At 60.2% G+C, this 24,460-nt stretch carries 24 protein-coding genes; 2 read left to right on the top strand and 22 right to left on the bottom strand.

The window, feature by feature from the left end; genetic code table 11:
* Positions 1-27 precede the first annotated feature (27 nt).
* A complete protein-coding gene (gene gatB, locus EKL02_RS02800) occupies positions 28-1,488 on the top strand; it encodes an Asp-tRNA(Asn)/Glu-tRNA(Gln) amidotransferase subunit GatB (RefSeq protein WP_241687769.1) in 1,461 nt (486 codons plus the stop codon).
* A 78-nt stretch (positions 1,489-1,566) separates the two neighbouring features.
* On the opposite strand, the gene EKL02_RS02795 is transcribed toward gatB, so the two are convergent.
* On the bottom strand, positions 1,567-2,199 hold the full coding sequence (locus EKL02_RS02795; RefSeq protein ID WP_128900619.1) for a DUF4124 domain-containing protein: 633 nt from the start codon (positions 2,197-2,199) through the stop codon (positions 1,567-1,569).
* A gap of 76 nt (positions 2,200-2,275) precedes the next feature.
* The gene (pyrE, locus tag EKL02_RS02790) at positions 2,276-2,941 is read right to left on the bottom strand and encodes an orotate phosphoribosyltransferase (protein WP_128900618.1); all 666 of its coding nucleotides are present in this window, start codon (positions 2,939-2,941) and stop codon (positions 2,276-2,278) included.
* A 194-nt stretch (positions 2,942-3,135) separates the two neighbouring features.
* Here pyrE and EKL02_RS02785 point away from each other — a divergent pair, with 194 nt between their 5' ends.
* On the top strand, positions 3,136-3,930 hold the full coding sequence (locus EKL02_RS02785) for an exodeoxyribonuclease III (protein ID WP_128900617.1): 795 nt from the start codon (positions 3,136-3,138) through the stop codon (positions 3,928-3,930).
* On the opposite strand, the gene EKL02_RS02780 is transcribed toward EKL02_RS02785, so the two are convergent.
* From EKL02_RS02780 to EKL02_RS02685, 20 genes are all read right to left on the bottom strand, one after another.
* The gene (locus EKL02_RS02780) at positions 3,927-4,973 is read right to left on the bottom strand and encodes an HD domain-containing phosphohydrolase (protein WP_128900616.1); all 1,047 of its coding nucleotides are present in this window, start codon (positions 4,971-4,973) and stop codon (positions 3,927-3,929) included. The genes EKL02_RS02785 and EKL02_RS02780 overlap by 4 nt on opposite strands.
* Before the next feature lie 2 nt (positions 4,974-4,975).
* A complete protein-coding gene (locus EKL02_RS02775) occupies positions 4,976-6,193 on the bottom strand; it encodes an HD domain-containing phosphohydrolase (protein WP_128900615.1) in 1,218 nt (405 codons plus the stop codon).
* Between the two features lie 239 nt (positions 6,194-6,432).
* Positions 6,433-7,353, bottom strand: coding sequence for a M48 family metallopeptidase (locus tag EKL02_RS02770; protein WP_128900614.1), 921 nt, complete (start codon positions 7,351-7,353; stop codon positions 6,433-6,435).
* A gap of 12 nt (positions 7,354-7,365) precedes the next feature.
* Positions 7,366-8,736: an MFS transporter gene (locus EKL02_RS02765; protein ID WP_206732442.1), complete on the bottom strand. Its 1,371-nt coding sequence runs from the start codon at positions 8,734-8,736 to the stop codon at positions 7,366-7,368.
* Positions 8,737-8,745: 9 nt separating this feature from the next.
* Positions 8,746-9,354 carry a methionine biosynthesis protein MetW gene (metW, locus tag EKL02_RS02760; RefSeq protein WP_128900613.1) on the bottom strand — a complete coding sequence of 203 codons (609 nt, stop codon included), beginning with the start codon at positions 9,352-9,354 and terminating at the stop codon, positions 8,746-8,748.
* Complete coding sequence (locus EKL02_RS02755) at positions 9,351-10,499, bottom strand: homoserine O-acetyltransferase (RefSeq protein ID WP_128900612.1); 1,149 nt, start codon at positions 10,497-10,499, stop codon at positions 9,351-9,353. The genes metW and EKL02_RS02755 overlap by 4 nt, the downstream gene beginning before the upstream one ends.
* Positions 10,500-10,662: 163 nt before the next feature.
* On the bottom strand, positions 10,663-11,154 hold the full coding sequence (locus tag EKL02_RS02750; RefSeq protein WP_128900611.1) for a hypothetical protein: 492 nt from the start codon (positions 11,152-11,154) through the stop codon (positions 10,663-10,665).
* Positions 11,147-12,535, bottom strand: a complete 1,389-nt coding sequence (locus EKL02_RS02745) for a phosphatase PAP2/dual specificity phosphatase family protein (RefSeq protein ID WP_128900610.1) — start codon at positions 12,533-12,535, stop codon at positions 11,147-11,149. The genes EKL02_RS02750 and EKL02_RS02745 overlap by 8 nt, the downstream gene beginning before the upstream one ends.
* Positions 12,535-14,307 carry a bifunctional alpha/beta hydrolase/class I SAM-dependent methyltransferase gene (locus EKL02_RS02740; protein ID WP_128900609.1) on the bottom strand — a complete coding sequence of 591 codons (1,773 nt, stop codon included), beginning with the start codon at positions 14,305-14,307 and terminating at the stop codon, positions 12,535-12,537. The genes EKL02_RS02745 and EKL02_RS02740 overlap by 1 nt, the downstream gene beginning before the upstream one ends.
* Positions 14,304-14,957: a lysophospholipid acyltransferase family protein gene (locus EKL02_RS02735; protein WP_128900608.1), complete on the bottom strand. Its 654-nt coding sequence runs from the start codon at positions 14,955-14,957 to the stop codon at positions 14,304-14,306. Before EKL02_RS02735 ends, EKL02_RS02740 begins: the two co-directional genes overlap by 4 nt.
* Before the next feature lie 2 nt (positions 14,958-14,959).
* Positions 14,960-15,892: a phosphatidate cytidylyltransferase gene (locus tag EKL02_RS02730; protein WP_128900607.1), complete on the bottom strand. Its 933-nt coding sequence runs from the start codon at positions 15,890-15,892 to the stop codon at positions 14,960-14,962.
* Positions 15,893-15,908: 16 nt separating this feature from the next.
* Positions 15,909-16,517, bottom strand: a complete 609-nt coding sequence (locus tag EKL02_RS02725) for a CDP-alcohol phosphatidyltransferase family protein (protein WP_128900606.1) — start codon at positions 16,515-16,517, stop codon at positions 15,909-15,911.
* Between the two features lie 137 nt (positions 16,518-16,654).
* Positions 16,655-18,403 carry a phosphoenolpyruvate--protein phosphotransferase gene (gene ptsP / locus EKL02_RS02720; protein WP_128900605.1) on the bottom strand — a complete coding sequence of 583 codons (1,749 nt, stop codon included), beginning with the start codon at positions 18,401-18,403 and terminating at the stop codon, positions 16,655-16,657.
* 9 nt (positions 18,404-18,412) lie between these two features.
* The gene (locus EKL02_RS02715) at positions 18,413-18,682 is read right to left on the bottom strand and encodes an HPr family phosphocarrier protein (RefSeq protein ID WP_128900604.1); all 270 of its coding nucleotides are present in this window, start codon (positions 18,680-18,682) and stop codon (positions 18,413-18,415) included.
* A gap of 96 nt (positions 18,683-18,778) precedes the next feature.
* Positions 18,779-19,186, bottom strand: a complete 408-nt coding sequence (locus EKL02_RS02710; RefSeq protein ID WP_128900603.1) for a PTS fructose transporter subunit IIA — start codon at positions 19,184-19,186, stop codon at positions 18,779-18,781.
* Between the two features lie 45 nt (positions 19,187-19,231).
* Positions 19,232-20,170, bottom strand: a complete 939-nt coding sequence (gshB, locus tag EKL02_RS02705) for a glutathione synthase (protein WP_128900602.1) — start codon at positions 20,168-20,170, stop codon at positions 19,232-19,234.
* Positions 20,170-21,468, bottom strand: coding sequence for a glutamate--cysteine ligase (gene gshA / locus EKL02_RS02700; RefSeq protein ID WP_128900601.1), 1,299 nt, complete (start codon positions 21,466-21,468; stop codon positions 20,170-20,172). Before gshA ends, gshB begins: the two co-directional genes overlap by 1 nt.
* Positions 21,469-21,712: 244 nt before the next feature.
* Positions 21,713-23,269 (bottom strand): ammonium transporter, encoded by a 1,557-nt coding sequence (gene amt, locus EKL02_RS02695; protein WP_128900600.1) that lies wholly within the window; start codon positions 23,267-23,269, stop codon positions 21,713-21,715.
* A gap of 10 nt (positions 23,270-23,279) precedes the next feature.
* Positions 23,280-23,618 carry a P-II family nitrogen regulator gene (glnK, locus tag EKL02_RS02690; protein ID WP_128900599.1) on the bottom strand — a complete coding sequence of 113 codons (339 nt, stop codon included), beginning with the start codon at positions 23,616-23,618 and terminating at the stop codon, positions 23,280-23,282.
* Between the two features lie 21 nt (positions 23,619-23,639).
* Positions 23,640-24,407, bottom strand: a complete 768-nt coding sequence (locus EKL02_RS02685) for a TorF family putative porin (protein ID WP_128900598.1) — start codon at positions 24,405-24,407, stop codon at positions 23,640-23,642.
* Positions 24,408-24,460: the final 53 nt, after the last annotated feature.

Raw genomic sequence — 24,460 nt, 5'->3', positions numbered from 1 at the left:
ACAGAGCGAATACAGCGAGGAAACCATATGCAGTGGGAAGTCGTAATCGGGATGGAAACGCATGCGCAGTTGACCACCCAGAGCAAGATTTTCAGCGGCGCGCCGATCGCCTTCGGTGCCGACGCCAATACGCAAGCCTGTCCGGTGGACCTGGCTTTGCCGGGCGTCTTGCCGGTCATGAACAAGGGCGCCGTCGAACGCGCCATCCAGTTTGGCCTGGCGGTGGACGCAGTGATTGCGCCGCAATCGGTGTTTGCGCGTAAAAACTACTTTTACCCCGACCTGCCCAAGGGCTACCAGATCAGCCAGTTTGAAATCCCGGTAGTGCAAGGCGGACGCGTCTCCTTCGTACTGGAAAAGGATGGCAAGGCCGAATTGAAGAGCGTGGCGCTGACCCGCGCCCATCTGGAAGAAGACGCCGGCAAGTCGCTGCACGAGGATTACCATGGCATGACCGGCATCGACCTGAACCGCGCCGGCACCCCCTTGCTGGAAATCGTTACCGAACCCGACATGCGCAGCGCCGCTGAAGCGGTCGCCTATGCCAAGGCGTTGCACGCGCTGGTGACCTGGCTGGGCATTTGCGACGGCAACATGCAGGAAGGCTCGTTTCGCTGCGACGCCAACGTTTCGGTGCGTCCGGTCGGACAACAAGAATACGGCACCCGCTGCGAGATCAAGAACCTGAACTCGTTCCGCTTTCTTGAAGAAGCCATCAATTACGAGGTACGGCGCCAGATCGAGCTGATCGAGGATGGCGGCCGCGTGGTGCAGGAAACCCGCCTGTACGATCCGGACAGGAAGGAAACCCGCTCCATGCGCAGCAAGGAAGATGCGCAGGATTACCGCTACTTCCCGGACCCCGACCTGCCACCGCTGGTGATTGCGCAAGACTGGATCGCGCGCGTCAAAGCCGCCTTGCCGGAATTGCCAGGTGCCATGCGCGAGCGCTTTGCGCGCGATTACGCCCTGCCGGAATATGACGCCGCCGTACTGACGCAGTCGAAAGCAATGGCGACCTATTTCGAAGCCGTCGTCGCCAAGACTGGCCGCGAACAGGCCAAGCCTGCCGCCAACTGGCTCATGGGCGACGTGGCATCGACACTGAATCGCGAAGGCGTGGATATTTCCGCGGCACCGGTGAAGGCCGAACAACTGGCCTTGCTGCTGCAGCGTATCGCCGATGGCACCATTTCCAACAAAATTGCGAAGGAAATTTTCGCGGCAATGTGGGAAGCGCCATCGGACGACCCGGCTGCCGTCGATGCCATCATCGAAGCCAAGGGTTTGAAGCAGATTTCCGATGCCGGCGCGCTGGAAAAAATTGTTGATGAGGTGTTGGCTGCCAATGTCAAATCGGTCGAGGAATTCCGGGCGGGCAAGGAAAAGGCCTTCAACGCCCTGATCGGTCAAGCCATGAAGGCGTCGCGCGGCAAGGCCAATCCGGCGCAATTGACGGAATTGCTGAAGAAAAAGCTGACCGCCTGAGCGCCCGGTGAGGCGCAATAAAAAGCGGAGCCTGGCGCTCCGCTTTTTTCTTGCCGGGAGTGCCGCAGCATTCCCGTATTATCTTGTCTCCAGCTTTGCTACGCCGCCATTTTTCAATTCACGGAAGCGCTTGACCGCCTGGTCAAAGCGGGCATTGATCTGGCTTGCCTCGTCCTGACGTTCCGCGATCAATTTTTTACTGTCGCTGATTTCCTGCCCGAGATCGTCGATCTTGCGCTGCAAGCTCGACGGCACTTTGCCCTTGGGCTGTGCGGCGGCTTCTAAGCGCGCCTTCTGCAGGTTTTTATCCGTGGCGACAATCGATGCTTCCTCGCGCTTGACCTGCTCGGTGACCGACTCCAGGGCACGCTGGCGCGCCACCTCGATATCGGCTTCCTTGCTGTAGCGCGCCAGCAGCGCACGGTCCTGGCGCTTTTGCTCCTCTGCGACGGCCGACGCTGCCTTGCGCTTTTCATCTTCCGCCGCTTTCTGACGCTGCTGTTCCTCGGTCAGGGGCGGCGCAATTTCACGCGCGGTCATGCCGTTCTTGCCAAGCACCCGGGTCTTGCGATCCTGGCATTCCATGATCGGCCGATCAGAAGTCAGCGTCTTGCCGCTGGCATCCTTGCAAATATAGATTTCCGCGTGCGCCAGGAGCGGCATCGCCGCCAACGCACACATTCCGGCCAGCTTCTTGATATTTTTATGCATTACCCCCCCTGTGAATGGCTTATTTTGCAACAACGCTCCTGGCCAGATGATGAACAATTGTTAAATCATCAGGTTTTTAGTTCACACCGTAGCGCTGGCGATACGCGGCAATCGCCTCCTTGTACTGTGCCTGCTGCGGGTCGGCTCCGGCACCCGAAATAAATTCCATCAAGTCCGCCAGGTTACCGATCGACACTACCGGCATGTTGTACAGGTGGCTCACCTCCTGTACTGCCGAATGCGCCGACAATGCATCATCCTTGCCGGCGCGTTCCATGCGGTCCAAGGCGATCAATACTGCGCAGGGCGTGGCGCCGGCGGCGCGGATCATTTCAACCGATTCGCGCACCGACGTGCCCGCCGAAATCACGTCGTCGATGATCACCACCCGCCCCTGCAGCTTGGCGCCGACAATGGTGCCGCCTTCGCCATGGTCCTTGGCTTCCTTGCGGTTGAAGGCGAACGGCACATTGCGCCCTTTGGCGGCGAGGGCGACTGCCGTCGCCGACGCCAGCGTGATGCCCTTGTAAGCCGGACCAAACAGCATGTCGAATTCGATGCCGGAATCCAGCAGGGTTTGCGCATAAAAATCGGCCAGCCGCCCAAGGTTGGCGCCGTCATTGAACAGCCCGGCATTGAAAAAATACGGCGACGTGCGGCCCGCCTTGGTGATGAATTCACCAAACTTGAGCACCCCTGCAGAAACTGCGAATTCAATAAATTGCTGACGTAAATTGTTCAAAATATCCTCGATAACCGTGTGAAGTGACGAATTCTGTCGTTTTTACCCGCCTGGTAAGGCGGCACAGCGGCATTGTAAATGCATATAGGCGTCCCATACAGGGTGGAATGCAAAGCGCGTGCCTGCGGGGAACTGTTGCAATGAGGTATGCTGTCGGCCTGTTCCTATTTGCCTTGCCAAGCGCATTATTTCCAATGATCAAGATTATTTCCGCCAACCTGAATGGCATCCGCTCAGCAGCCAAAAAAGGGTTTTTCGAGTGGATGGCGGCGCAGCAAGCCGATTTCGTCTGTGTGCAGGAATTGAAGGCGCAAGCGGGCGACATGACCGACACATTCCTGAATCCGCCGGGATATTTTGGTCATTTCCATTATGCGGAGAAAAAAGGCTATTCAGGCACCGGGGTCTATAGCCGCACGCAACCGGATGCGGTCATCACCGGTTTCGGCAATCCGGAGTTCGATGCCGAGGGACGCTACGTCCAATGCGATTTCGGCAATCTTTCGATCGTGTCCGTATATTGCCCGTCCGGTTCATCAAGCCCGGAGCGGCAAGAAGCCAAGTTCCGCTTCATGGAAGTATTCCTGCCGCACCTGGCGGCTCTGCGCGCGCAAGGGCGCGAAGTGGTCATCTGTGGCGACTGGAATATCGCGCACAAGGAAATCGACCTGAAAAACTGGAAGAGCAACCAGAAAAATTCCGGCTTCCTGCCGGAAGAGCGGGCCTGGCTGTCGCGCGTGTTCGATGAAGCGGGCTGGGTGGATGCCTACCGCCTGCTGCACCCGGAAACAACCGCCGAGGCCTATACCTGGTGGAGCAACCGCGGCCAGGCCTGGGCCAACAATGTCGGCTGGCGCATCGACTATCATGTCACCACGCCCGCCATTGGCGCCAGCGGCAAGGCGGCGGCAATCTACAAGGAAGCGCGTTTTTCCGACCATGCGCCGCTCATCCTGCATTACGACTGGCCCATTCAGGCGCCGGTCTAATATTGCGGCGTATCGAATCCGAGCAAGTTAGGCGAAAATTCCCCACGCCGCAAGACCCGCACACAGGCATCGACCACATCGCCATCGAGTTTGCTACCGCGCAAGCGGGTGATTTCCGTGATTGCTGCCTCGATTCCCAACGCGGCACGGTACGGCCGGTCTGAAGACATCGACTCGACAATGTCCGCGACCGTCAACACCCGGGCTTCCGGCAGGATCTGATCTCCCTTCAAGCCATAGGGATAACCACTGCCATCCAGCGCCTCATGATGCTGCACGACGATATCGGCGATTGGCCAGGGAAAATCGATCGTCTTCAAGATGTTGTAGCCGACCAGAGGATGCTGCTTGATCAGCGCAAATTCTGCTGTGCTCAGGCGCGCCGGCTTGGTCAGGATCTCGACCGGCACCTGGATTTTGCCAAGGTCGTGCACAATACAAGCCAGGCTAAGGGCATGCAATTGGCCTTGATCAAATCCGAGTTCCTTGCCAATCATTACTGCCAGCATGGCCACATGCTTCTGGTGGCCGGCGGTATAGGGATCGCGCTGCTCCAGTACCGCTGACAATGCCGCCAGCGTCTCTTCAAGCGCTTTTTCCAGTTTTCCTGCCTGTAGCGCCCTGGCACGGATGGCTGCTTCGGACAAGCGGCGGAAATCGCTCCCGCTGACCACGCCGGCCAGTTTGCCGCGCGCATCCAGCACCGGCAGATGACGGATACCGCGTTCGGCCATCAGCGAGGCTGCCGCGCCCAGGCTGGTCGATTCCTCGACCGTAATCAGCTGGCGCGACATGAACTGGCGAACCGGCTCACCGGGTCCATGGCCATTGCAAAATGCCCCCGTCATGTCGCGCAATGTCAGTATCCCCACCATCTCGCCTGCCTGCATCACCAGAAGGCTACTGCTTTGCTGGCGGTCCAGCGCCATGGCGGCCTCGCCCATCGTCGTATCCGGCGAAATCGTTTCGCCCGGCGAATGCATGATCAAACTGACGGCAGCGGCATCGTCCAAACCCACAATGGCGGTCAGTAACTGATCCATGGTCAGGCAGCTTGCTCATTACAAGACACGGGAAAACCCTGGTCGCGAACGAGTCGCAGACAAGCTTTCACCACCTCGGGATCATACAATGTCTGTTCCCCCACTTGCAGGCGCGCGGCTGCATATTCGACATCGTAGGCCCGGCGGAACGGCCTGTGCGACAGCATGGCCTCCATGCTGTCGGCCACCCGGATAATGCGCGCTTCGAGCAGAATTTGCGCCCCCGCCAACCCCCGTGGATAACCGCCACCGTCGTAATCCTCGTGATGCTGACGGATGATTTCGGCCAAAGGCCAGGGAAATTCAATCTCTTTCAGAATCTGATAGCCATTTTCTGCATGCAGCTGGACCAGGCTGAACTCTTCCTCGGAAAGCTTGCGTGGGCGCATCAATATCTCTGCGGGCAACTGGATTTTGCCAATGTCATGTATCAATGCCGCCAGCTTCAGTCCTTTCAGGCGCTCGCCCTCAAAGCCCAGTTCGGTGCCGATTGCCGCTGCCAATTCTGCAACCCGCTTCTCATGGCTGGCCACGCCGGGATCGCGATGCATCATGGCCATCGACAGCGCGCCAATCGCTTGTTCAAGCGTGTTGCGCAAGGCAATGTTTTTCTCTGCAAGCACTTCGCTGCTGTGCTGACGCTCGACATGCAGTTTCAACAGGAAGCCGAACAGGCAAGTCGAAACAACTTGCACCAGGAACATGCTAGCCCCTTCCTGCTGAAACAATGCCCATGCCCCTGCCACCGGCGGCACAAGCAACAACGTCAACGCCGAACATACGCCGGCCATGACGCCGGCCACGGCGATCAGGCCTATGCTGGCTGCGCGCGTGCCGGTTCGCCGACGCCACCAATAATTCAAGGCCCCGCAAACAAGGAAAGTGAAGACAATGCCGAGCAAGCCGGCCAGCATGGCACTACCGCCCAGATAGGCGCGATATGCCAGCATCGCCGCCGCGGTGGCCGCGAGTGCAGGACCACCACCAAATATTGCCGCTACCGCAAGAATTGCGCCGCGCTGGTCGAGCAATACATCGCCATTTACCTGTAGCGGAAATCTGAGCACCGCCATGGCAGTCACGACGAATAGCGCGTTGCGAAATAAATGCTGGTGTCGCGCCGATAAGTACGCGCCAGCGAAATTGCCTGCGACCAGAAAAAAAGCAACGATAAGCAGAATCACGCCGCCGCCTGACAGGATTGCCAGGAAATTAGTCATTTTTAATATTTCTGGGTTAGAGGAGCCATCTTCATTGCGATTATGCTCAATAGGGAAAATGACAAGGAAAATTTACTGGGCAAATGCGGCAGGGGCTGAATAGCCTTGAAGTCAGGGGAAGTATACGCCGAGACTTAATTTTCCCCAAGGCAATAATTAATTGCGCTATTGACATGAGACCGGCTCTTCCATTGCATCCGACCGGGGCGCAAAAACATGACGGCTGCGGAAGTAACTTGTCAGGAAACAGGCGCGATGCCCTTGACGTTGCTGCGGTACGGCGGCAGTGACTGCTGCGCCACACCCTTTGCCCGGGAATACAGCGGCAAGACTGCCGGCAGATGCTTCTGCATCTCGGCGATGCGGTTCTGGCCGGCCGGATGGGAAGAAAGCCATTGTGGCGGGGCACTCTGGCTGAGCTGGGCCATCTTGTGCCACAGGGCGACGCCGGCGCGCGGGTCATAGCCGGCGCGGGCAGCAATGTCGAGCCCGACCACGTCGGCCTCGGTTTCATCGTCGCGCGAAAACTTCAGCATCGTCAGGCTCGCCCCAAGGCCGGTGGCAGCCGTGGTCAGGTTAGCATCGATGCCAAGCAGCGCCGACAAGCCAATGCCGGCCAGCTTGGCGCCGGCATTGGCCAATCCCGACTTGGCAGCGCGCTCGCGGCCATGCTCGCGCAGGGCATGGGCGATTTCATGGCCCATGACGATGGCCACTTCGTCGTCGGTCAACTGCAAGCGTTCCAGCAAGCCGGTATAAAAAGCGATTTTTCCTCCCGGCATGCAAAAGGCATTCACATCCTTCGAGCCGATCAGGTTAACTTCCCATTTCCAGTCGGCGGCACGGGGATTCCAGCGCAAGGCTTGCGGCACCAGCTTGCCGGCGATGGCGCGCAGGCGCCGTACTTGGGGGTGACTATCCGGCGCCAGGGCATTCTGTTGCTGTGCCTGCTGCTTCATGGCGGTGTATTGCTGGGTGGCGGCGGCTTCGAGCTGTTCTTCCGGCACCAGGTTGCGCAGCGAAGACATCTTGCCGACCTTTACGCCCTCTTCCTTGCTTTCTTCTGCGGCTGGCTGCGCCTGCCCCGGCGCAGCCACACCCAACAGGCACAGCAGCGCCAATGCACTGGCGAAACGGTCAATCGGGAACCGGGTAATCATGTCAATGACTCCTCAACTTGCGCCGGCTTCGCCATCCAGCCTGACCCGCGGCCGCAGCCAGAAGTACAGGCCAATCGCAGGCACGATTGCCAGCGTTGTGATCCAGAAGTAGGGGGCGTACCCCACGGCCTCGACGATGCGGCCCGAATAAAATCCCAGCGCCTTGCCCGGCAGGGTAATGAGCGAGCTGAACAGCGCATATTGGGTAGCCGTATAACGCTGGTTCACCAGCGCCGAGAGGTAGGCCACGGCAGTGGTGCCCAGCACGCCCTGCGCCAGGTTTTCACCGGAAATCACGAAGGTCAGCATGGCCACGTCGCCGTTGGCGCCGATCAGCCCAAGGTACAGCAGGTTGGAGAGTGCTCCCAGGACGATACCCGCCAGGAGCGCGCGTTCGACTCCCCAGCGCACGACCGCGACGCCGCCGAGGAAGGCGCCGCCGATGCCCACCCAGATGCCGTAGACCTTGGAAATGGTGGCGATTTGCGTCTTGGTGAAGCCCTGGTCCAGGTAGAACGGTCCCATGATGCCCCCGACCAGGGCCTGGTCGGAAATCTTGAAAAGCAGGATGAAGAGCAGGATGCAAAGCCCCACCCGCCCGCCGAAGCGGCGAAAGAAATCGGCAAACGGCTCGACCACGCCCTCGCGCATGCCCTGGGCCCAGCTTTGCGCATGTTCGCGCAGCACTTCCGGCTCGCGCGCCAGCAGGTTCGCCACGATCGGCACGAGCATGAACAGGGCCATCGCCCGGTAGACGTTGGGCCAGATGGTATGGTCGGCCAGCACCAGCGCCAGCGCACCGGAGACGATCAGCGCAATCCGGTAGCCCAGCGAATAGGTGGCCACCAGCGCGCCTTGCGCTTCGACCGGAGCAATCTCGATGCGATAGGCATCCACCACAATATCCAGGGTGGCGCCGGCAAACGCCACCAGCAGCGTCAGACCGACGAAAAGCCCCAGTTGCGAGGGCGTCACGGAAGCCATTGCGCCCAGCCCGACCATCACCGCGACCTGCGCCAGCAGCAGCCAGCTGCGGCGCTGCCCAAGCCGGCCCAGCAGCGGCAGCCGCAGGCGGTCGACCAGCGGGGCCCACAGGAACTTGAAGGAATAGGCCATGCCCGCGCTGGCGATCATGGTGATGTCCTTCAACGTAATGCCGTTTTCCCTCAACCAGTAGGCCAGCGTGCCGGCCACCAGCAGGAAGGGCAGCCCGGAAGCGAAGCCGAAGAAAAAGAGCGTCCAGGCCGACGGTTGCAGGAACGCGTCACGAATGCGCGCCTTGGACTTCATGCCCTCTTCGGCCGCAATCGCTGCGCCTGGATTATGCGCGCCGGAATGATCCTGGGCCGGCGGGTTCGGGAGGGTAACGGGAGGCTGGCTCATGAAGGGATCTTAATCGTTCTTTTTACGCAGGCGGAATACCGCCAGGCTGCCGCGCCAGTTTGGCAAAAAGGCAATAGGCTTACCTTCATGCAACGCGATAAATTCAAGCACTTCGAGCCCCACCTTGTTGGCAAGTTCCGCAAAATCGCCGATCGTGGCAAACCGCATATTGGGCGTGTCATACCATTCGTACGGCAGCGACTTCGATACCGGCATGCGGCCGCGGATCAGGGACAGGCGGTGCGGCCAATGGGCGAAGTTGGGAAAGGACACGATAGCTTCGCGGCCGACGCGGGTAATTTCGCGCAGCACGCCCTCGACATCCTTCATCATTTGCAACGCCGACAGGCACAGCACCACGTCGAAAGCGTTGTCATCGAACATGGCCAGACCCGCTTCAAGGTCTTGCTGGATCACCGAGACGCCGCGGGCGATACAGACCGGGATCTTGTCGTCATCGATTTCGATGCCATAGCCGTTGCAACCCTTATCGCTGCGCAAATGGTCGAGCATGACGCCATCGCCGCAACCCAGGTCGAGTACATGCGAGGCCGGCGCCACCCAGTGGGCGATGAAGGCCAGGTCGGGGCGCTCGCGGCGCAATTCATCAAAATTCATGCGGCACCTCCGGCGGCGATTTCCTGCCACACCCTGTCGTAATACGTATGCACCGTGCGCAGGTAGCGTGCGTCTTCCAGCAGGAAGGCGTCGTGGCCGTGCGGCGCATCGATCTCGGCATAGGAAACCCGGCGCTTGTTGTTGACCAGGGCCCGCACCATCTCGCGGCTGCGTGCCGGTGAAAAACGCCAGTCCGTGGTGAACGACACCAGCAGGAACTGTGCTTGGGTAGAGGCCAGCGTGCGCGCCAGGTCGCCATCGAATTCGCGCGCGGGATCGAAGTAATCCAGCGCCTTGGTGATCAACAGGTAAGTATTGGCGTCGAAGTATTCGGAAAACTTGTCGCCCTGGTAGCGCAGGTAGGATTCGATCTCGAAATCGATGCCGAAATCGAACTGGTATTTGTCCGAGCGCAGGTCACGGCCGAATTTTTCCGCCATGTCGTCGTCTGACAGGTAGGTAATGTGGCCGATCATGCGCGCCACCCGCAAGCCGCGCTTGGGGACCACGCCGTGCGCATAGAAGTCGCCGCCGTGGAAATCGGGATCGGTCAGGATTGCCTGGCGCGCGACATCGTTGAAGGCGATGTTCTGCGCCGACAGCTTCGGCGTCGAGGCGATCACCACGCAATGGCGCACGCGCTTGGGGTAGCGCAGGCTCCAGGCCAGCGCCTGCATGCCGCCCAGCGAGCCGCCCATGACGGCTGCGAACTGCTCGATGCCGAGCGCATCGGCCAGGCGTGCCTGGGCATCGACCCAGTCTTCCACCGTCACGACGGGAAAGCTGGCGCCATAAGGCTTGCCGGTGGACGGATTGATGTGCATGGGGCCGGTCGAGCCGAAACAGGAACCGAGGTTGTTGACGCCGATGACAAAGAACTTGTCGGTGTCAAGCGGCTTGCCGGGGCCGACCATGTTGTCCCACCAGCCAATGACCTTTTCGCCCTTGTCGTTCAGGTAATAACCCGCCACGTGGTGCGAGGCATTCAGGGCATGGCAAACCAGCACGGCATTGGACCGGTCGGCATTGAGCTTGCCGTAGGTTTCATACACCAGCGTATAGCCGGAGAGCGACGAGCCCCCCTGAAGCGGCAGCGGCTCACTGAACTGCATCGACTGCGGCGAGACGATTCCGATGGATGTCATTTTTAGATAATAAAAAAGCCCGAAAGCGCCATGCGCGTCGGGCTAAATTCGAACTTGTACCAAGCACGCTTTAGCCGTATTTATCATGCGCCCGCAAGCTGATATCAAATCGGCGCCACCTCGTAAGAATAACCAAGTCGGCTGCTGCCGTCAAACCACACTGTCAAGCCGGCGGCATCATTTTTGCGATTTGCAGCAGAAAGATGACTGCAGTCGCGACCACTTGCCCACCCAGGCACAGCGCTTGGCGCAGCAGCAGGCGGCGCGCGCCCTGACAGCGCCCCTGCAGGGAACGCCCGCCAACCGGCGCCTGCCGGCCTAGCATGTGCGCCAGCGCGGCATCGAATTGCTGCGCCTGCCCCGCATGACGCAGCAAAACCTCAAACAGCCGGTCATCCAGGGCAACACGCCAGGCATAGTATTTTTCGGCCATGGCAAGTGCCAGCGCAATTCCCAGGAAGGCCAGATGCACAGTGCCGACCGGTTGCGCCAAAGACAACAGCGTCAATGCCAGCAACAATAGCGAAGATGCATGATCGACCACCCTGCCGGCTCGCAGAAAAGCGCTCAGCACGCCGGCACTCACCGTTTCGTCCGGCACCTGCGATGCGGATGCCGTCAGAGTCGCTGCTTCGCGTGCGCCCGCATCATCCACGGGCGAACTCCGCCAGCGCCTGCTCGAACGCCGGATTCAAAACGATCTGCGGCCGTGTCGCGCGCACTCTGGCGATAGCCTGCGCTGGCGATTGCACCAGATTGCGCCGCAGCAACCAGGCGGCGACGACCAACGCGCTGCGCGAATAGCCCAGCGCGCAATGCACCAGCACGGGTGCATTGCGCGCATGCAGCTCGTCGAGCGCGGCCACCGCACGGCGCAACTCGCTTTGCGTGGGCGCCACCAGGTCCAGCATCGGCACGTTGCGATGATGCAGGCGCGCGGCATTGGCGCCGGCATGAAATTCCGCTGTGAGGTCGAGCATACCGGCCGGCTGGAAATGCCGCCAGTCGGCCCCGCCCGGTGCACGGCCGATCCAGATGCCGGGCGCCACTTCGGCGCTCGGCGCACCGGCGCGCGTGAACCACCGCGACGACAGCCAGGCGCCAACCCGGTACGGCGCCAGCAAAATACGCGCAGCCCGGCTCTGGCAGCCGTCGCGCTTCTGAAAGACTGCAGGACCGAAATGCACGTAGGCCAGGCCCACCAGAAATAGTGCTGCGCCCGGCCACAGCAGCAGCCAAGCCCATCCGCGCAAGCCATACGCCAGCGCCAGGCATAGCGCGGCGCCGGTCAGGTAATAACGCTGTAGCCGGCGGCGCACGCCCGCGTCCTCGCTGCCATGACGCGACCATGCCAGCGGCGCATCGGGAAACAGGTACAGGCAGATGACGCCAACCGCAAAACCGGTAAAGCCGTCGATGACGTGATGCTGGAAGGTGGTAAACACGGAAATGCCAATCAGTGCGAACCAGACATGCAAGAGCCACAAGACTGCGCCGCGCAGGTGGCGCGCATAGACCACCCATAGCAATAAGAGCAGGCTGATGTGCAGCGACGGCGCCTGGTTGAAGGGCTTGTCGAAGCCGGTCAGGATATCAAACAGCATGCCGTTGAAGCCGCTGGTCTCGGGCCGCGCGAAGCTGAATTGCAAGGGAAACAGCAAAAAGCAGGCAACTGAAATCAGGGTGGCGGCAAACAGGCGCCGCGCATGGGCATCCAGTTCGGCGCGGGTGGCGCACACGAACAGCGAGACCGCATAAAAGGCATCGATGGACATGTAGGGCAGGATGGTCCAATCGAGGAATGGGATATGCAGCTCCCAGCCGAATACCACCGATTCCACCTGCGCCAGCTGGCCGGCCCACCAGTTGGCGAAGCCATAGCTAATAAAAAAGAAAGGCCCGAGAAACGCCAGCCAGGCCAACGCACGCCGCCAGGGGCGCGCCACTGCCGAGGCCGGCGCCACCGCGCTGGCCTCGGCAGTGGCGCCGGCCTCGGCAGTGGCGGTGCTGCCTGCGCCATTTGCAAGCGACGTCATCAAGCCGCTTTCTTGCGCGCCAATGACACAGTAAATATGCCCCACTCGTCAGTGTACTGATCGAGCTTTTCAAAGCCGGCCTGTTCCACCAGCTGGTCCATCTCGGCCTGGGTACGGCAACGCATGACCCAGGGCTCGCCTTGGCGATGACTTGTCAGCGAGCGCGCGATCAGCTCCAGCTGCGGATGCCAGGGCTGGTTGGTATAGACCAGGTAACTGCCGGCATCGGTAGTGTCGGCCAGGCCGGCCAGCGAGGCACGGATCAGGTCATTGCTGGGGAAGAGTTCGTACAGCCCCGACACCACCGCCAGCGTCGGCCGCGGGGTAATTGCCGCCAGCGACTGGCGGTCGAAAGCGTCGCCCTGCTGGAATTGCGCGCACTGCTGCAAGCCTTTTTCGGCGATCAGGCGGCGGCCGGCATCGACATTGATGTCACTGTAATCGCGCAGCAGGATGCTGTCGACCTGCTGGGGCCGGTCGCTCAGCGCCTCGAGGATATAGCGGCCATGGCCGGCAGCAATGTCGGTGATGGCCACCGGCTTGCCATTGGCTTTCAGCGCCTCGATTGCCTTGCCGATCACCAGTTCCAGATGCTGCTTGCGGATGCGGATGCCGCGCCATCCGATACTGTCGAGATAGATGCGGTCGATGAGCTTGCCGATGGGTGTTAGGCCCTGACTGCGGTTGCGATAGACATAATCGAGCGTGCTGCCGGAATCGAAGCCGGTGGCCACGCTCACGCCCATGCCGGTGGAAAGCTTGCCGCCCACACCGATCCAGAAGCGAGACATGGCCCAATAGGCACGGGCTGCCAGCGACGATGGCGGATTAATCAGGCGCTTGTGCAATTCTTTGGCAGGGCCGCTGCGATCGGCGTCGCCAAGATGCGGCATGGCATGTGGCGCGGCATACAAGCGCTGGACGAAGTCGCGCGCCTTGGCAACCGCAAGATGCCGGTCCTTCTCGCCCAGGGTGTCATGGAAAAAGCCGTCAAGCACGTGGCACTCCTTGACCGTGCTGCCCAGACGCTCAAAGAACGTGTGCTGCGGCTTGTGGTGCACCACCCAGTCGGCGCCGGAAATCAGCAGCTGGGTCGGCACATGGATCGCCCCGGCATCGGCGATCACGCGCTCGGCGGTATCGTAGAGTCCCAGCAGGATATTGACGGCAATCGGCCGCGTGATCAGCGGATCGCTGTTGTAGGAAGCGATGCGCGCGGGGTCATGCGTGAGGAACTTCGCCTTGACGTAGGAATTGACGAAGAACTTCTTGCGGAATTTCTGCAGCAACGCCAGTCCCTGCCGCGCGAAAGGTACGTACAGCTTGACCTTGAACGCCGGCGAGGCCAGCACCATGCCGCGAATCTTTGGCGCGTAATCGTGCACCCAGGCCGACACCACCACCGCGCCGACGCTTTGCGCAACCACTGTGATGTTTTCCACCGGGATGTCATAGGCGCGGGCGATATGGCGCACGAAAGCATCGACATCCTTGACCAGCGCGCCGAAGTTGTCGGCATAGCCGCGCTCGCCGGGGGAGCGCCCCAGGCCGCGCGCGTCCCAGGCGAAGAAGGCGCAATCGGGCAGATCCAGCTCATCGACCAGATGCGCCATGCGCGCGCCATGCTCATGGCCGCGATGGAACAGCACGACGGCCTTTTTTTCTCCAGCATTGCCGCGCGCCGGCCAGTGGCGATAGAACAGAGGGGTGGCGTCAAAGGAGGTGAAATGGCTTTCCTGACATGCACGGACGTTCGGGGGGGATGTGGTCATGGTTCCTCGCAAATGACGTGGGTTTTTTGTTTTAATTGCTGCAAGCGCTCACGCAAGGACGCCATGAAGACATCCTTGCCTTCGTTCCAGTGCAGGTGGCGGCCGACGGCGACACTGACGAAAAACGGCACGGGAATCCAGCTCCCCTTCGGCATCGATTTTCCCAGGCCGTGCATGTACACCGGCACAACTGGCGCCTGCGGAAAGCGCTTGGAGAGATACCAGATGCCGGACTTCAGCTCCGCCATCTGCTCCGGCTCACCACGCGTGCCTTCCGGGAAAATTACCAGGACCTTGCCTGCTTCCAGCGCGCGGTAGCAGGCTTCCAGCGGATCGCCCGTCACGCCGCCGCCACGCACCACTGGAATGATGCCGACCACGTTGAGGGAAAACCATTTCAGCCAGCGGTTCTTGAAAAAATAATCGGCCGCTGCCGCCGGCTGCACGCGCGGTATGGCCAGCAAGGGAAACAGCGATAGCAAGGTCAGGATATCGAGGTGGCTGTTATGGTTGGCGGCGACAATGGCCGGCCCCTTCAAGGGCAGGCGCTCGCGGTGGCGCACGTTAATGCCCAGCCACAGCAGCACCACAGGATAGGCGATACATACTGCAAACAGCATGCGCAAGCCGGCACGGAACAGGTTACCCATGCTTAGTAGTACAGGTAATAAATGAAGTGAAAAAACAGCGGCGCGGTGTAGGTCAGGGAATCGAGACGGTCGAGTATGCCGCCGTGCCCAGGCAGCAAGCTGCCGGCGTCCTTGATGCCGATGTCGCGCTTGACCGCGGAAATCACCACGTCGCCGATGAAGCCGAACAGGCTAATCAGTACGCCGGACAATAGCGCATGCAGCGGGCTCATCGGGGTAAACCAGGGCGCCAGCGCCCAGGCGAGGACAGTCGTGGTAAACATCCCGCCCAGTAAGCCTTCTGCCGTCTTGTTGGGACTGACCTTGGGAATGACCTTGTTCTTGCCCAGCATCTTGCCCCACAAGTATTGTGCGATGTCGTTGCCTTGCGTAAGCAGCAGCAGGTAAAACACCAGCATCTCGCCGCTGATCATGCCATGCGTGCCCTGCCGTTGCGGCAACTCCAGCAGGTAAGCCATATGGCTCAGACTGAAGACCGTGGTCATCAAGCCCCACTGGATCGTGCCCGCAGCACGCAAATATCCCTGGGTCTCGCCGATCATCACCATGCGCATGGGCAGCAGCAAAAAGACATACACGGGAATGAAGATGATGAACATGCCATACCAGGCCATGCCGACCCACAGGTACTGCAGCGGGATCGACAGGTATGCCAGCAACAGCACGCTGCTGTCGGCGCGCCGGGTCGGTGCGATCGAGAGGAATTCCTTGAAGGCCATGAAGCTGGCAATTGCCATCAGCACGACCGCGACCGTGCGATTGAAGGTCAGGGCAAGAAACAGGATCGCCACCAGCCACCACCAGGTCTGGATGCGCAGCTTGAGTTCGATGTAATTTTTCCCCGGATTCGTGCGGATCAGCGCAAAGGTAACGAATGAGGCCATCAGCAAAACGGCGACGATGCCGCCAAAAGCAAGTTGCAGCAGGTTCAACATGGCTTGTGTTTCCCCTTCAGGATGGCGCGTGTCGCAGTGCCTGGCGCACGCGGTTGATACAGGTCCAGGCCAGCAGCACAGCGGCAAGCACCAATACCGGATTCAGGAATGACAGAGCCGGCGCCCCGGCGCCGATCAGCAAGCCCAAGGCGCCAAACAGAAACGCGCGGTCGCTCTTACCCAGCGGACCGTCGTAGCGGCGACCGCCGCCAGTGACCTGGCCCAGCACGCCAATGAATTCCGTTAAAATTGACAAAAATACAACTAACGCCACTATGCCTGAATTTACGCCTGCAAGCAAGGCGAACGGTGCAAACAGGCACGTATCCGCAACAACGTCGCCGGTCTCGTTAAGGATTGCGCCCAGTCGGCTTTGCTGTCCGAATTCCCGCGCCAGCATGCCATCGATGGCGTTCAGTGCCATGCGCACCAGCATGAACAGCGGCAGCGCGAGGAAAGGCCAGCGGCTGCCAGGCAGCAGCGCCATCCAGGCACCGTAGGCTGCGGAAGCAGTACATGCAAAGACCGTCACGCCATTGGCACTGATGCCCAGCCGATACAGCCAGCTAGTCAGCGGACGCAGAATTTGCTGGAATTTTGGCTTTAATGCGTAAATTGTGGGCATGGAGGGCGGCAAGCCTAGTGGCGACAAAACGTGAAAATAGCACATTTGCAACACTGAATTGCCAAATTGCCATTTTTATTGTGCCGTCATACAGCTCCACGAAAACTGCCGCAGAGGAATGCGGCAGTCAGTTAAGCCTAAAGCGTGCCCAGTTGCGCTACCGCCTCGGTGATCGCCACCGGGTCGGTCGTGCGCAGGATGCGGCGGGTTTGCATGCCGAGGATCGTCAGGTCGCTGTTGAGGATTTCATTTTTGACCGGCAACAGCTGGGTGGGATGCATGGAGAATTCACGCAAGCCCATGCCGAGCAAGAGGCGCGTCAGCTTGGTGTCGCCGGCCATTTCGCCGCACACAGCCACCGGAATGCCTTCGCGGGCGCCGGCGGCGATAATGGACGACAGCAGATACAGCACGGCAGGATGCAGCGGGTTGTACAGGTGCGCGACTTCATGGTCGACACGGTCGATCGCCAGGGTGTACTGGATCAGGTCATTGGTGCCGATGGACAGGAAATCCATGCGCTTGATGAACATCGGCAGCGCCAGGGCAGCGGCCGGGATCTCGATCATGGCGCCGACTTCGATAGCTTCATCAAATTTCTTGCCGGCGTCGCGCAACTGCTGCTTGGCCTGGGCGATCATGGCCAGGGTCTGGTCAATCTCGAAGGCATGCGCAAGCATCGGCACGAGAATCTTGACCGGGCCATGGGCCGAGGCGCGCAGGATGGCGCGCAACTGCATCAGGAAAATTTGCGGCTCGGCCAGGCAATAGCGGATCGCGCGCAAGCCCAGCGCCGGATTCAACGCAGTCTGCTCGGCGGCATCGAGCGGCTTGTCGGCGCCGATGTCGAGCGTGCGGATGGTCACCGGCCGCCCCTTCATGATCGACACGGCCTTGCGATAGGATTCGTATTGCTCATCCTCGCTCGGCAGCTTGGTGACGAACGCGGAGCGTCCCATGAACAGGAATTCGGATCGAAACAGGCCAATACCGGACGCGCCCGCTTCCATGGCGGCGGCACAATCGTCGGGCAACTCGATATTGGCCAACAAGGTAATCTCGGTGCCATCGCGGGTGACCGCCGGCGTCTTTTTCAGCTTGCTGAGCTTCTTGCGCTCGCGCAGCAGCTTGGTCTGGCGGTCGCGGTACTGGTCCAGCACCACCTGCGGCGGATCGACGATGACCACGCCGGCATCGCCATCGACGATGACCCAGTCATCCTGCGCAATCAGCGCCGAGGCATTGAACATGCCGACCGCTGCAGGGATATCGAGGCTCCTGGCGACGATGGCGGTGTGCGAATTCTGGCCGCCGACGTCGGTAACGAATCCGGCGAAGGCACCATTCTTGAAATGCAGCATATCCGCAGGCGAAATGTCGTGTGCGACCACGATCATCTTGGCCGCCGATTCGTCGCCTTGCGGCTTGGGCAAATCCACCGCCGTGCCGGTCAGGACCTTCAGCACGCGTTCGCCGACCTGCTGGATATCGGCCTTGCGCTCGCGCAGGTAAGCATCGCCGATTTCGTCGAACTGCGCCGACAATTCATCAATCTGCGTCACCAGCGCCCACTCAGCGTTGTAATGGCGGCTGCGGATGATATTGAGCGGCACTTCCGCAATCATCGGATCCGACAGGATCAGCGCATGCACATCCAGGAAGGCACCCAGTTCGGCAGGCGAATCCTTGGGCAGCTCGTTCCAGATGGTCTGCAATTCCTTGTGCACGGTGGCCAGCGCATCCTGCAGGCGGGTGACTTCAGCTTCCACCTGCTCCTCGGCGATCAGGTAATGCTTGACGTCGAGCGCAGCCGGCGCAAGCAGATGCGCGCGGCCAATCGCGATGCCACGCGAAACCGGAATGCCATGGAGGGTAAACGAAGCCATATTTTTAAACTACTCGCCTTCCCCGAACTTGTCGTTGATCAGGACCACCAGGGCGTCGAGGCATTCCTGTTCATCAGCCCCGTCAGTTTCCAGCGTCACCACCGAACCCTTGCCGGCGGCAAGCATCATCACGCCCATGATCGACTTGGCGTTGACGCGCCGGGCATTGCGGCTCATCCAGACTTCGCTCTTGTATTTTGCCGCCAGCTGCGTCAGCTTGGCCGATGCGCGCGCGTGCAGGCCGAGCTTGTTGATGATTTCGATTTCTTTCTGGATCATGTCGACTCTAATTTTAATTTATCGGGTACCGCGGCCATCTCGATCAGCTGGCCGCACGCACCACCCTCACCTTAACGACTCTTTGCTGCAATTGCACTAGGTTGGCGACAGCCGTACGCGATTATCCACCCGCACTGCGCCTCCCTGCCCCCCCGCCAATGCCATTTCCACAACCACGTCCAGCGTATCGCTGCGATAGGTCAGCGCGCGCAGCAGCATTGGCAAACTGATGCCGGCGATGACTTCCACCAGGCCGGGCTCACATAACGGCAGTGTACAGTTCGACGGTGTCCCCCCCATGACATCGGTGATCACCAGTACGCCGCTGCCATCATTCAAGCGGGCGATCGCCTCGGCAGCAAGGCGCCGCACTTCCGCCGTGTCCTGGTCCGGCACGACATCAATTGCCTCCAGGCGCTCCGGGCGCGCGCGAAACACGTGCGTGGCCGCGGCAATGAATGCCTGCCCCAGCGGCGCATGCGTCAGAAGAAGAATACCTACCATAAGTGTTTGGTCAAGACAGGGGGCGGTCTGGCGCCGGCGCGGCCATCAGCCGCGCTGCTCCAGCGCATCGATGAACATGCCTGCCACATTGAATCCGGTTTGCTGGCGGATTTCCTGGAAACAGGTGGGGCTGGTCACGTTCACTTCAGTCAAATAATCGCCGATCACATCCAATCCTACCAGCAACAAGCCCCGTTGTGAAAGCACCGGCGCCAGCGCCTCGGCAATTTCCTGGTCGCGCGCCGACAATGGCTGCGCCACACCGGTGCCGCCGGCGGCGAGGTTGCCGCGCACTTCCCCGGCCTGAGGGATGCGCGCCAGGCTGAATGGCACCACTGCGCCGCCAATCAGCAGGATGCGCTTGTCGCCCTTGGCGATCTCGGGGATATAGCGCTGCGCCATGATGGTGACACTACCGTGCCGGGTCAGGGTCTCGGTAATTGCGCCCAAGTTCAGGCCATCGTCGCGGACCCGGAAAACCCCGGCGCCGCCCATGCCGTCGAGCGGCTTCAGGATGATGTCCTGGTGTTCGCCATGGAAAGCGCGCAGGCGCGCCATGTCGCTGGTGACCAGCGTCGGCGAGAGAAATTGCGGAAATTGCGCAATCGCCAGCTTCTCGTTATGGTCGCGCACCGCAGCGGGCCGGTTGACGATGCGCGCGCCCTGCTGCTCCGCCAGTTCCAGCAACTGGGTGGCGTACACGTACTCCATGTCGAAAGGCGGGTCCTTGCGCAGCACCACCACATCAAAGGCGGCCAGCGGCTGCGCAATTTTCGGCTCGGCCCGGTACCAGTCGACGGCATCCCCGGTCAATGCAATCCGCGCTGCATTGGCCGAAACCTTGCCGGCTTCGAGCGCCATGTCGGCCTGCTCGAATGCATGGATCTCATGACCGCGCGATGCCGCCTCGGCCATCATGGCATAGGTCGAATCCTTGTACGTCTTGAAACTCGACAGGTGGTCGGCGAGGAAAGCAATTTTCATTAATAAATTTCCGGGTTCGGGTCGGTCTTTTCCATCTCCAGCGAAGCTGCCAGGAGCGCCAGACGCGCCACCACGCCATACATGTAGAAGCGGTTCGGGGCGGTGGTGCCAGGCTTGGCCTTCAGGTCCGGCAAGGCATGTTGCTGGGCGAACGCCAGCGGCACAAAGTGCGCCCCCGGCGCATTGAGGTTTTCATCGATGCCGCGTTCGGCGTGCACGCGATAGAAGCCGCCGACCACATAGCGGTCGATCATGTAGACCACCGGCTCGGCCACGGCGTCATTGATATGCTCGAACGTATGCACGCCTTCCTGGATGATGACGTCGGAAACCTGCAGGCCTTCCTTGACCACCGCCATCTTGTTGCGCTGCTTGCGGTTCAGATCCTTGACTTCGGAAGCGTCACGCACCGTCATGATGCCCATGCCATACGTGCCGGCATCGGCCTTGACAATGACGAAAGGCGTTTCCTTGATGCCGTATTCTTTATATTTCTTGCGGATCTTGGCCAGCACGCTGTCGACACTGGCGGCCAGGCATTCCTCGCCGGTGCGCTCATGAAAGTCGATCTGGCCGCACTTGGCAAAATACGGGTTCAGCATCCACGGATCGACATCGATCAGCTTGGCGAACTTCTTGACTACATCATCGTACGCGGCAAAGTGGTTGCTCTTGCGGCGCACGGCCCAGCCGGCGTGCAGCGGCGGCAGCAGGTTTTGCTCGTGAAGGTTTTCCAGGATCGGCGGAATCCCTGAAGACAGGTCGTTGTTGAGCAAGACCGTACAGGGGTCGAAATTCTTCAGGCCGACGCGGCGGCCATTCTGGATGCGCTCGAGCGGCTCCAGCGTGAGGACGGTGCCATCCGGCAATTCGATTGGCGTCGGCGCTGTCACATCCGGATTCAGCGAGCCCAGGCGCACGTTCAGGCCGGTCTGGCGGAAAATCTGCATCAGCCGGGCGACGTTTTGCAGGTAAAACGTATTGCGCGTATGGTTTTCGGGAATCAGCAACAGATTCTTGGCATCCGGGCAATATTTTTCAATCGCGGCCATGGCTGCCTGGACCGCCAGCGGCAGCATTTCCGGCGACAGGTTGTTGAAACCGCCAGGAAACAGGTTTGTATCGACCGGCGCCAGCTTGTAGCCGGCATTGCGCAAATCGACCGAACAATAGAACGGTGGCGTGTGCTCCTGCCATTCGAGCCGGAACCAGCGCTCGATGGCTGGCGTGGCTTTCAGGATTTTCTTTTCGAGGTCGAGCAGCGGCCCATTCAGGGCAGTGACCAGATGCGGAACCATATACACCCTTTGAGAAACGGTTGAGTCTTGATGCAGATTTTAGCGGGATTCATGACATTGCGCCGACAAGATGTAATCGAGGCAACATTGGCACCTGCTCTGGCCACGTCGCTTTGGCAGTCTCTGTAGTTGAGGCCGGATTGCGGAATTTAAAGAAAGCGGCCATAAAAAAAGCGCCTCGTAACGAGGCGCTTTGCAAAACCCTAACAGCTGGGTCGGAGGAACTTTAATCCTGGCATGCCCATCAGGGGTGATAAGCCCGCTCGCCGTGGCTGGAAATATCCAGGCCTTCGCGTTCCTGTTCTTCCGTCACGCGCAGGCCGATGACGAGGTCGACCAGCTTGTAGGCGATGAAGGAAACCACGCCGGACAGGACGATCGTGACCAGCACGCCTTCGGTCTGGATCCAGACCTGGCTGGCGATCGAGTAGTCCGGAGCAACCTTGTTGGCGACATAGTCATAGATGCCCGTTCCGCCCAGGGAGGGCGAAGCAAACACGCCGGTCAGGATGGCGCCAAGGATGCCGCCAACGCCATGCACGCCGAACACGTCGAGCGAATCATCGGCGCCGAGGAGGCGCTTCAGACCGTTCACGCCCCACAGGCAGACGATGCCTGCCAGCAGGCCGATCACCAGTGCGCCCATCACACCGACGAAACCTGCTGCCGGGGTAATGCCCACCAGGCCGGCAACAGCACCGGAAGCGGCGCCCAGCATCGAAGGCTTGCCCTTGGCCATCCATTCGCCGAAGGTCCAGGTGACCACGGCTGCAGCGGTTGCCAGCAGGGTGTTGACCATCACCAGGGCGGTCAGACCGTTGGCTTCCAGACCGGAGCCGGCGTTGAAGCCGAACCAGCCTACCCACAGCAGCGATGCGCCGATCATGGTCATCGTCAGCGAGTGCGGCGCCATCGATTCCTTGCCATAGCCGATGCGCTTGCCGATCACGTAGGCACCCACCAGGCCGGCAACGGCGGCATTGATGTGCACCACGGTGCCGCCGGCAAAGTCGAGCGCACCTTGCTGGAACAGCCAGCCTGCCGTCTTACCGGCAACTTCCGCAGCCGCAGCATCGGTGTAGGCATCCGGGCCCGCCCAGAACCAGACCATGTGGGCCATCGGCAGATAGGCGAAGGTGAACCACAGGACGATAAATGCCAGCAGCGCGGAGAACTTGATGCGCTCGGCAAAAGCGCCGATGATCAGGCCGCAGGTGATCGCAGCAAACGTTGCCTGGAAGACGACGAAGCTAAATTCCGGAATCACCACACCCTTGCTGAAGGTCGCCGCCATGGTATCCACGGTAATCCCGCTCAGGAACAGGCGATCAAAGGAGCCGATAAAGCTGCCGCCCGTGGTGAATGCCAGCGAGTAGCCGTAAATGCACCACAACACGACAACCAGCGAAAACACCATGAAGACTTGCATCAGCACCGACAGCATGTTCTTGGTGCGGACCAGGCCGCCGTAGAACAATGCCAAGCCAGGGATCGACATCATGATCACCAGGATGGTCGCCGTCGACATCCAGGCAACATCGCCCTTGTTGGCGGTCGGTGCTGCAGGTGCCGCGGCTGGCTCGGCAGGAGCCGCAGCAGCAGGGGCTGCCGCGGCAGCGGCAGGTGCAGCGGCGGGAGCCACTGCTGCCGGGGCAGCGGTAGCCGGAGCGGCCGCAGTAACAGCAGGCGTTGCCGCGGCAGCCGAAGCCGCCGCTTCTTCCGCTGCCATGGCTGAAGGCGCCAGGCCGACTGCTGTCAGCAAGGTGGCCGCCGCCAGGAAGCGTACAAAGTAATGTTTCATTACATTCTCCTTAGAGGGCTTCTTTTCCGGTTTCACCGGTACGGATACGCACGACTTGCTGCAGGTCGTAGACAAAAATCTTGCCATCGCCAATCTTGCCGGTGCGGGCGGAAGACTCGATCGCCTCAATGGCGCGTTCGACGATGTCATCATCCACTGCTGCCTCGATTTTCGTCTTCGGCAGGAAATCGACCACATACTCGGCGCCGCGATACAGCTCGGTATGGCCCTTCTGGCGGCCGAAGCCCTTGACTTCGGTGACGGTGATGCCTTGCACACCAATGGCGGACAAGGCTTCACGCACTTCATCAAGCTTGAAGGGTTTGATGATTGCAGTAATCAGTTTCATGAGAACCTCATACGTGGTGAATTAGAAGGATTTGCTGATAGACAAAACCAAAGTGGTATCGGTAACATCCTTGGACTTGCCCGAGCTGCTCACAACATTGGCATAGGCGCCATTCTTGGTGTCGGTGCCGACGATTGCGGCGCTGAGGGTACCAAAATCGAATGCACGGCTCAGGCTGACCTTGTAGTCAGCGTAGTTCAGGTTGCCGTAGTTGCTGACCCATTGTTTGCCGACGTGGAAGCCCAGTGTGGTCTTTTCAGCGATTTCGAAATTGGCGTTCAGGTCGAGGTAACCGGAACCCTTGGAATCGCCATTGCCGCCGACGGCATTGCTCAGACCAAAGAAGTCGGTGATGTTGTAGCTGTATTTGGCCGAGAACCATTTGTACGCGCCGCCAAAATAAATTTCGGCGTTGTTATACTTCTCGTTGGTGCCAAGAATCCTTGCGCTCGGGTAGAAGTAGTACAGCACGCCGACATCGGCAGTGACATCCTTGATCGGTTCGAACTTGTAGCCGCCGTAAAAGTCCATTTCGATGCCGGCGGTATCGTTGTACTGCAAGCCGCTGATGGTCGAGTTCCAGTTGCCGAGGTAGAAGCCGCTGGAATGCGCATAGTCAAAACCGCCTTGGACGGTCGGTTGCTTGAAAGTCTGGGAAATGCCACGGAAGCGATAATCCGAAGCAACTGTCACGTTGGCGGTGAAAGTGTGGTCCGAAGCTGGCTCTGCCGCAAATACAGGCGCAGCGAAGGTTGCAAGAACGGCGGCGGTGAGCATTAATTTTTTCATGGTCATTCCCTGTGAGTGTGAAGTAAAAAGCGCTTGATGATGTAAGCTTTACC

Source organism: Janthinobacterium sp. 17J80-10 (assembly GCF_004114795.1).
In the GTDB taxonomy this organism is placed as follows: Bacteria; Pseudomonadota; Gammaproteobacteria; order Burkholderiales; family Burkholderiaceae_D; genus Paucimonas.
The sequence above is the reverse complement of the archived record's forward strand: the minus strand, read 5'-3'. Positions and strand labels throughout refer to the sequence as shown.